Source organism: Mycobacterium sp. (assembly GCF_049280035.1).
Classification (GTDB): domain Bacteria; phylum Actinomycetota; class Actinomycetes; order Mycobacteriales; family Mycobacteriaceae; genus Mycobacterium.
Genome location: NZ_JBAPPI010000641.1, coordinates 1 through 8,108, shown reverse-complemented (window position 1 = coordinate 8,108; position 8,108 = coordinate 1). Strand labels below are relative to the sequence as shown.

The 8,108-nt window shown below is 65.3% G+C and carries 3 protein-coding genes and 1 pseudogene; 1 reads left to right on the top strand and 3 read right to left on the bottom strand.

All coding sequences use genetic code 11. The features are described 5' to 3' along the window. The coding region (locus tag WAN71_RS20670) for an SDR family NAD(P)-dependent oxidoreductase (protein WP_422227115.1) at nt 1-4,398 on the top strand (4,398 nt) is incomplete at its 5' end. Here WAN71_RS20670 and WAN71_RS20665 read toward each other — a convergent pair. From WAN71_RS20665 to WAN71_RS20655, 3 genes and pseudogenes are all read right to left on the bottom strand, one after another. Next, nucleotides 4,367-7,261 carry an RND family transporter gene (locus WAN71_RS20665; RefSeq protein WP_422227114.1) on the bottom strand — a complete coding sequence of 965 codons (2,895 nt, stop codon included), beginning with the start codon at nt 7,259-7,261 and terminating at the stop codon, nt 4,367-4,369. The two genes, WAN71_RS20670 and WAN71_RS20665, sit on opposite strands and share 32 nt — an antisense overlap. Continuing rightward, nucleotides 7,258-7,677, bottom strand: a complete 420-nt coding sequence (locus WAN71_RS20660; protein ID WP_422227116.1) for an MmpS family transport accessory protein — start codon at nt 7,675-7,677, stop codon at nt 7,258-7,260. The genes WAN71_RS20665 and WAN71_RS20660 overlap by 4 nt, the downstream gene beginning before the upstream one ends. A gap of 241 nt (nt 7,678-7,918) precedes the next feature. Beyond that, nucleotides 7,919-8,108, bottom strand: a pseudogene (locus WAN71_RS20655) (dihydrodipicolinate reductase); the annotation flags it as partial.

Here is an 8,108-nt window from a genome sequence, read left to right as displayed (position 1 = left end):
GAGACGGCGTTATTCACGTTGTTGCGGTCCTGGGGTTTGGGCCCGGATTTTGTGATGGGTCATTCGGTTGGGGAGTACTCGGCGGCGTATGTGGCGGGAGTGTTGACGCTGGCGGACGCGGCGATGTTGGTCGCTGCACGGGGCCGGTTAATGCAGGGCCTGCTGGCGGGTGGAGCCATGGTCTCGGTGGGCGCCAGTGAACACGAAGTGATGCCCTTGCTGCGTGAGGGAGTGGCGATCGCGGCGATCAACGCCCCCGAATCGGTGGTGATCTCCGGTCCACAATCCGCAGTGAGCGTGATTGCACAGCGTTTCGCTCAGCAGGGCCGGCGAGTCCGCCCGTTGGCCGTCTCCCATGCGTTCCACTCGCCGTTGATGGAGCCGATGCTCGAGGAGTTCGCGCGGGTCGCCGCCCGGGTTGAGGTGCGGGAGCCGCAGATTGGGATCGTGTCGAACGTGACCGCCGAGCTGGCCGGGTCGGGCTCTGATTTCGGGTCGGCGCAGTACTGGGTGAACCATATCCGCCGGCCGGTGCGGTTCGCCGACAGTGCGCGCCATTTGCAAACCTACGGTGCCACCCACTTTATGGAGGCCGGTCCCGGTAGTGGTTTGACGGCCGCCATCGAGCAGTCGCTGTCGCCCACCGAGGCCGTGGTGGTCTCGGTGTTGGCCAAAGACCGCCCCGAGGTGGCCGCACTGATGGGCGCGGCCGGTCACTTGTTTACCACCGGCGTGCGGGTGGATTGGCCGGCGGTGTTTGCCGGCTCGGGCGGACGGCGGGTGGAGTTGCCCACCTATGCGTTCCAGGGGAGGCGGTTTTGGTCGCAGGGCGCCCCGACCGGACCCGTTGACGCGACCGGCTTGGGTGTGGGGGGGACCGGTCACGCGCTGTTGGGTGCGGTGGTTGAGCGACCCGATTCTGGTGGGATGGTGTTGACCGGCCGGTTGTCGCTGGCGGCTCAGCCGTGGTTGGCCGATCACTCGGTGGGCGGAGTGGTGCTGTTTCCCGGGACCGGTTTTGTGGAGTTGGTGATCCGCGCCGCTGATGAGGTCGGGTGCGCGGTCATCGACGAGCTGGTGCTGGCCACGCCGCTGGTGGTGCAGCAGGGCGCCGGGGTGCAAGTGCAGGTGGTGGTAGGAGCCGCTGGTGAGTCCGGTAGCCGCGCTGTGTCGGTGTATTCCCGGCGCGATCAGTCCGAAGCGGAGTGGCTGCTGCACGCCGAGGGCATGCTCGGGGTGGCCGACGCCGAGGCCTCGGTGGATTTGTCGGTGTGGCCGCCGGTGGGTGCGGAAAGCGTGGACATTTCGGATGGCTATGCGCGGCTCTCTGCGCGCGGCTACGACTACGGCCCGGCGTTTCAGGGCCTGGTGGCGGTATGGCGGCGCGGGCCGGAGCTCTTCGCAGAGGCCGCCACCCCCGCCGAGACCGGTGTTCAGGTCGACGGGATGGGAATTCATCCCGCGCTGTTGGATGCGGTCTTGCACGCCTCGGGGCTTGCCGCCGACACCACGGAAACGATGTTGCCGTTTTGCTGGCGGGGGGTGTCGCTACACGCGGGCGGCGCCGGTCGGGTGCGGGCCCGCTTCACCGCGCTGGGTGCGGATGCGATGTCGGTAGACGTGGCCGATGCTGCGGGGTTGCCGGTGTTGACGGTGCGCACGCTGGTGACCCGCCCGATGACCGCCGAGCAGTTAAACGCCGCGGTGACCACGGCTGCCGCCCGCCCCGATCGCGAGCCGCTGGAAGTGGTGTGGTCCCCAATACCGCTGAAGCCCAACGTAATTGACGGGTCAGAGCGGCTCCCGGTGGTGTCCTGGGAGGACTTTTGGGCTGGCGATGGCGATGGCGGTGCGGGGGCTGGTGCTGCGCGTGTGGTGGTGTGGCAGTGCGAGTCTGCCGGTGGCGATGTGGTGGGCTCGGTATATGCCGCCACCCACGCCGCCCTGCAAGTGCTGCAGCGCTGGCTGGCTGGCGATCAAACGGGCACATTGGTGGTGTTGACCCGTGGTGCGGTGGGGTTGCCCGGTGAGGATGTCAGCGATCTGGCCGCCGCGGCGGTGTGGGGTTTGGTGCGTTCAGCGCAGGCCGAACACCCGGGCCGGATCGTGTTGGTCGACACTGACGCACCGATCGATGCCGCGGTGCTCGCCGCCGCCGGGGAACCCCAACTGCTGGTGCGCGCCGGTGGCGTGCACGCCGCCCGGCTGAACCCGGCCCCGCCACTGCTGGCGTTGCCGGCAGACGAGCCGGCGTGGCGGTTGTCGGCTGGCGCCGGCGGGACGCTCGACGATCTGGTGATCCAGCCCTACCCGCAGGCACAAGCGCCTCTGCAGGCAGGGCAGGTGCGGCTGGCGGTGGCGGCAGCCGGGGTCAATTTCCGGGATGTGATGGCGGCGTTGGGTATGTATCCCGGCAAGGCCCCGGTGCTGGGTGCGGAATGCGCCGGGGTGGTGGTCGAGGCCGGTCCCGAGGTCGCTGGCGTGGCCGTTGGTGACGCGGTAATGGGCTTGATCGATGGGACGGGTCCGTTGGCGGTGGTGGACCAGCACATGCTGGTCAAGGTGCCGCGGGGGTGGTCGTTTACCCAGGCCGCCGGTGTGCCGGTGGCGTTTCTGACGGCCTTGTACGGGTTGGCGGATTTGGCCGCGATCCGTGCCGGGGAAGCGGTGCTGGTACATGCCGCTACCGGTGGGGTGGGTATGGCTGCGGTCCAGCTGGCTCGGCAGCGGGGGGCGGAAGTTTTCGTCACCGCCAGCCGTGGCAAATGGGACACGTTGCGCGCCATGGGTTTTGACGAGGACCACATCGGCGATTCCCGCACGCTGGGGTTTGAAGAGAAGTTCCTGTCGGCCACCGAGGGCCGCGGGGTTGATGTGGTGCTCAACTCGCTGGCCGGTGAGTTCGTGGATGCCTCGCTGCGGTTACTGATCCGCGGCGGGCGTTTTATCGAGATGGGCAAGACCGATATCCGCGACCCGCAGATGATCGCCACCCAATATCCCGCTGTGCACTACCGGGCGTTTGACTTGGCCGAGGCTGGCCCCGAGCGCATGCAGGCGATGCTGAACGAGTTGAAGGGGCTGTTCGACACCGGGGCGCTGCAGCGACTGCCGGTGACCACCCGGGATGTGCGCTGCGCCGCGCAGGCCTACCGGTTCATCAGCCAGGCCCGCCACATCGGCAAAGTAGTCCTGACGATGCCATCGACGCTGGCTGATGACCTTGCCGAGGGCACGGTATTGATAACCGGTGGCACCGGGATGGCCGGTGGTGAGCTGGCCCGCCATCTGGTTAACGCATACGGAGTGCGCCATGTCGTGTTGGCCAGTCGGCGGGGCGGTCGCTCCGAGTCGACCGCCGAGCTGACCCTCGATTTGGCGCGGGCCGGCGCCCAGGTACAGGTGTTGGCCTGCGATGTGGCCGATCGACGCGCGGTAGCGGAATTGTTGGCCCAGCTGGCTCGGCGGTGTCCGCCGTTGCGCGGGGTGATTCATGCTGCCGGGGTGCTCGATGATGCGGTGATCACCTCGTTGACACCGGATCGGGTCGATACGGTGTTGCGTGCCAAGGTGGACGCAGCGTGGAACCTGCACGAGTTGACCCGCGATCTGGGGTTGTCGATGTTTGTGCTGTGTTCCTCAATCGCCGGCACGGTGGGTGCGGCGGGGCAGGGCAATTACGCTGCGGCCAACGCGTTTCTGGATGGATTGGCCGCTCATCGGCAGGCCGCGGAATTGCCGGGGGTGTCGCTGGCGTGGGGATTGTGGGCGCGCTCCAGCGCCATGACCGCTCATTTGAGCGGCCGCGATCTGGCGCGGCTCAACCGTGACGGCGTGGCGGCGATGAACGCTGGGCAGGCGCTGGAGTTGTTTGATGCCGCGCTGGCGGTCGATCACCCCGTCGTCGTCGCCGCCCGCCTGGACCGCGCCGCACTCGACGCCCGGGCCCTCAGCGGTGAGTTGCCGGCGCTGTTTAGCGGCCTGGCGCGCCATCCACGGCGACGCTTGGTAGAAGACGTCGTTGATGCCACCCAATCGAGGTCGGCGCTGGCCCAACGTCTACATGCGCTGGCCCCCGACGATCAACGTAGCCTGCTGCTAGAGATGGTGTGTTCGCATGCGGCGGCGGTGTTGGGCCATCACGCCCCTGAAGAACTCGACCCCGACGCCACGTTCAAACAGCTGGGGTTTGACTCGCTGACTGGTGTCGAGCTGCGCAACCACTTCAAGACCGCCACGGGGCTGACGTTGTCACCGACCCTGATCTTTGATCACCCCACCCCGACCGCAGTCGCCGACTATATAGGCCGGCAAATCGCTGAAAGCCGCGATCTCGAACCCGATGACGACAAATCGCCGTCAATCCTTAATGAGCCAGCACCGGCAGCGGGGCGGTAGTTTCCTCCTGCGCAGCTGGCCTTCGGACAGCGTTGTCGCCGCGCGGGTGGACAACCAGGGGCCACCAGAACCAGCGGCCCAGCATGGTCGCGAGGGACGGCATGAGCAGCGTCCGTACCACCAGGGTGTCGAGCAGCAGGCCGATGCAGACCGTCGAGCCGAACTGACCCAGCACTGTCAGGTCGCTGCCCAGCATCGCGGCCATGGTGAAGGCGAACACCAGACCCGCCGATGTCACCACCGCGCCGGTGCCGGCCATCGACCGGATGTATCCGGTCTTGAGCCCGGCGTGAATTTCTTCCTTGAACCTTGAGACCAGCAGCAGGTTGTAGTCGGAGCCGACGGCCAACAGGATGATCACCGAGAGCGCCGCGACAATCCAGTGGATGTGTATGCCGAACAGGTCTTGCCAGATCAGCACCGACAGTCCGACGGATGCGGCGATCGAGCTGCTCGCGGTCCCGACGATGACCAGTGCTGCCACCACGCTGCGGGTCAGCAGCAGCATGATCATAAAGATGAGTGTCAATGCCGAAACCACCGCGATCATCAGGTCGTACTTCGCGCCGTCGGCCATGTCGCGGAAGGTCGCTGCGGTTCCGCCGAGATATACCTTGGCATCGGAAAGCGAGGACTGCTTGAGCCCCTCCTGGGCGGCGGTTCGCTCCGCCGACACGCGGGCGATTCCCTCGGGTGTCATGGGGTCGCCCTGGTGAGTGATGAAGAATCGCACCGACTTTCCGTCGGGGGAGAAGAACATCTTCACGCCGCGAAGGAATTCCGGGTTGCTGAACGCCTCGGGCGGAAGGTAGAAGAAGTCGTCGTTCTGTGAGGCGTCGAAGCTTTGGCCCATAACGATCGACGTGTTGCTCATCGCCTCGATTTGATCGATCATCGCCTGAAAGGTGCTGTGCAAGGTCAGCGTTATGCCGCGAGTGGTTTTCAGGGCTTCGATCTGCGGCGGCAAGATCGCGGCCAGTTCGTGCGTGAGCGCGTCGGTAACCCCGATGTCGCCCGACAAGCCGTGCAGCTTTTCGGCGAGTTGATCGATCCCGTCCAACGAGTCGAACAACGACCGGAACGAATAGCAGATCGGAATGTCGTAGCAGTGTTTGTCCCAGTAGAAGTAACTGCGGATCGGGCGGTAAAAATCGTCGAAATCCGCTATGTGGTCCCGTAATTCGTCGGTGACGCCCACCATCTCTCTGGTGAGGCGGGCCGTGTCAGAAGTCGTGTCGGCCAGCTGTTTCGTGATCTTGTACGTCCGCTCCAAATAGCTGATGGTGATGCCCAACTCGTCGGCCATCCTCAGAATGTCTTTCATCCTGTCCTTCAGAAAGCCCATGTTCTGCATGGTCGTCTGGCTTTGGATGCTGTTCTGAAAGGGGATCGAGCTGTGCTGGATCGGAATCCCCAGAGGTCTGGTGATGTCCTGGATCATCGCGATACCGACGGTGCGGATCTCGTTCTTGGCGACCTTGTCGAGCACCAGCATGTCGGCCGGATTGCGCATGTCGTGGTCGGCCTCGATCATCAGCATGTCGGGGTTCATCCGGGCCTCGGAGAAGTGCCGGTCGGCCGCCGCATATCCGAGGTTGGACGGTGCCGATTCGGGCAGATAGTGGCGGTCGTTGTAACTCGGCTTGAACCCGGGCAACGCGACCATGCCTACCAGGACGACCGCTCCGCTCACCGCGAAAATCGGTGCCGGCCAACGCACGACCGCGGTGCCGACCCGCCGCCACAGCCGGCCGCGGGACTGGCTCTTCCTCTCGAACAGCCCGAACCGGCTGCCCAGGAAGACCACCGCCGGGCCCAATGTCAGGCCGGCCGCCACCACGACGATCATGCCGATGGCCACCGGCGGGCCCATGGTGTTGAACCAGGGCAGTCGCGCGAAGCTCAGGCAGTAAGTCGCGCCCGCAATCGTCAGGCCCGAACCCAGCACGACGGGGGCGACGCCACGAAATGTCGTGTAGTAGGCGGTCTCTCGGTCTTCGCCGGCCGCACGCGCTTCCTGATACCGGCCGATAAGGAAGATCCCGTAGTCCGTCCCGGCGGCGATCGCCAGCATCGTCAGGATGTTCGCGGCGAACGTGGTGAGCCCAAATGCGTTGTTGTAGCCCAGCACAGCGACGATTCCGCGCGCACACGCCAGCGCGACGAACGTCATGAACAGCTGGATCAACGTGGTAACGATCGAGCGGTAGACCAGCAGCAGCATGATCGCGATCGCGGCCAACGTGAACAGCGTGATTTTGGCCAGGCTGTCGTTGCCGATGACGTGCATGTCGTCGGACAGCGCTGCCGGACCGGTGACATAGGCCTTGACCCCGGGCGGCGCAAGTTCGTTGTCGACAACCTTGCGGACGGCTTCGACGGATTTGTTCGCCTGCGTGGTGCCCTGGTTCCCGGCGATGTTGACCTGGACATAGGCACCCTTGGCGTCGGCGCTCTGCGCGCCCGCCGCGGTGAACCGGTCTCCCCAGAAGTCCTGGATGTGCTGGACGTGGTCAGAGTCGTGGCGCAGCTTGCGGACGATGTCGTCGTAGTAGTGGTGCGCGGCCGCGCCGAGCGGCTGCTCGCTTTCCACCACGACCATCACGGTGCTGTTGGAATTGAATTCCTTGAAGTTGTGCCCCATCCGCATCATCGCCTTCATCGACGGTGCGTCCAGGGGCGCCATTGGCGCTGAATGGTTTTCGCCGACGATTTCCAGCGGCGGGACGGCGACGTTGACCACGACGGTCAGCGCGACCCAGCCCAAAATGATGGGAATCGCGAAGATGCGGATGAAGTGCGGGATAACAGGTCGATGCGGGTGCCCGGATTCGGTGCGCTGGCTTGTCGTGGTGTCGGTCATGCGGACTTCACCAAGCAGTAGGTCTGCGCGTTGAGGCCGTCTGCGCTCTGATGCTCGCGGAGGACGCCGTCGACGGTGATGCGACAGCCGATGTGGTTGGCGTCGGTTTGGGCCATGATGTTCGCGCTGACCGCGGGCAGCGTGGTGGAAATTGTGTACGACCACGGCAGTGGCGCACTGTTGACCTGGTGCGTATTGGCGTCGGCGTCCCAGTAGTTGATGTTCGCAACGCTGCCGGGCGGCCCGTCGACCTCATACTTCACGACTTTCGGGTTGAACTGGACGATCTTGATGCCGGCCCCCGCGTTCGCGTTGAGGTCCTCTGAGCCGAACAGCTTGTGCAGCCGTGACACCACCAGGGCAGAGACCGCCAGGACGACCACTAGAAGCAACGGTATCCAGCAGCGTCTGAGCAAACCGCCAATCGAGATCGCCCTCACTTGGTCTCCTCCCGCCGGCCCGTTCGCAGTCTTCTCCGCGAACGGATCAAGCCGCAGATCCATTCCGTCCGCCGCCGGTGGCATCCTGGGTCTGCCGAATGAGCTCGTGTCCGCTGGGCAGCCCCGCCGATGCCGATAGAACCTTCGCTCGGCTAACTATGCTAGACGGTAGGGCACGATAACGTTCCGCTAGGTCCCTCGATGTGTCCGGCGTCTATCACGGCAGTGCCGCGCGCCCGGTGATCGGCGGCAGATCGGCCAACGTCACGATCCCGGGCCGGGCCGCGACGACCGCCGGCACCGCGTTGGTCACCGGCATCGCGGTGTAGATCATGCCCAGCCCCATGAATCCTGGCTCGGTCCAATCCTTTGGCGGCAGGCAATGAATCACCGTGCGCATATTGGGC

Bases quoted from the DNA above. Each gene is read 5' to 3' on its own strand.
- WAN71_RS20665 (WP_422227114.1), bottom strand. From the start codon at position 7,261: ATGACCGACACCACGACAAGCCAGCGCACCGAATCCGGGCACCCGCAT.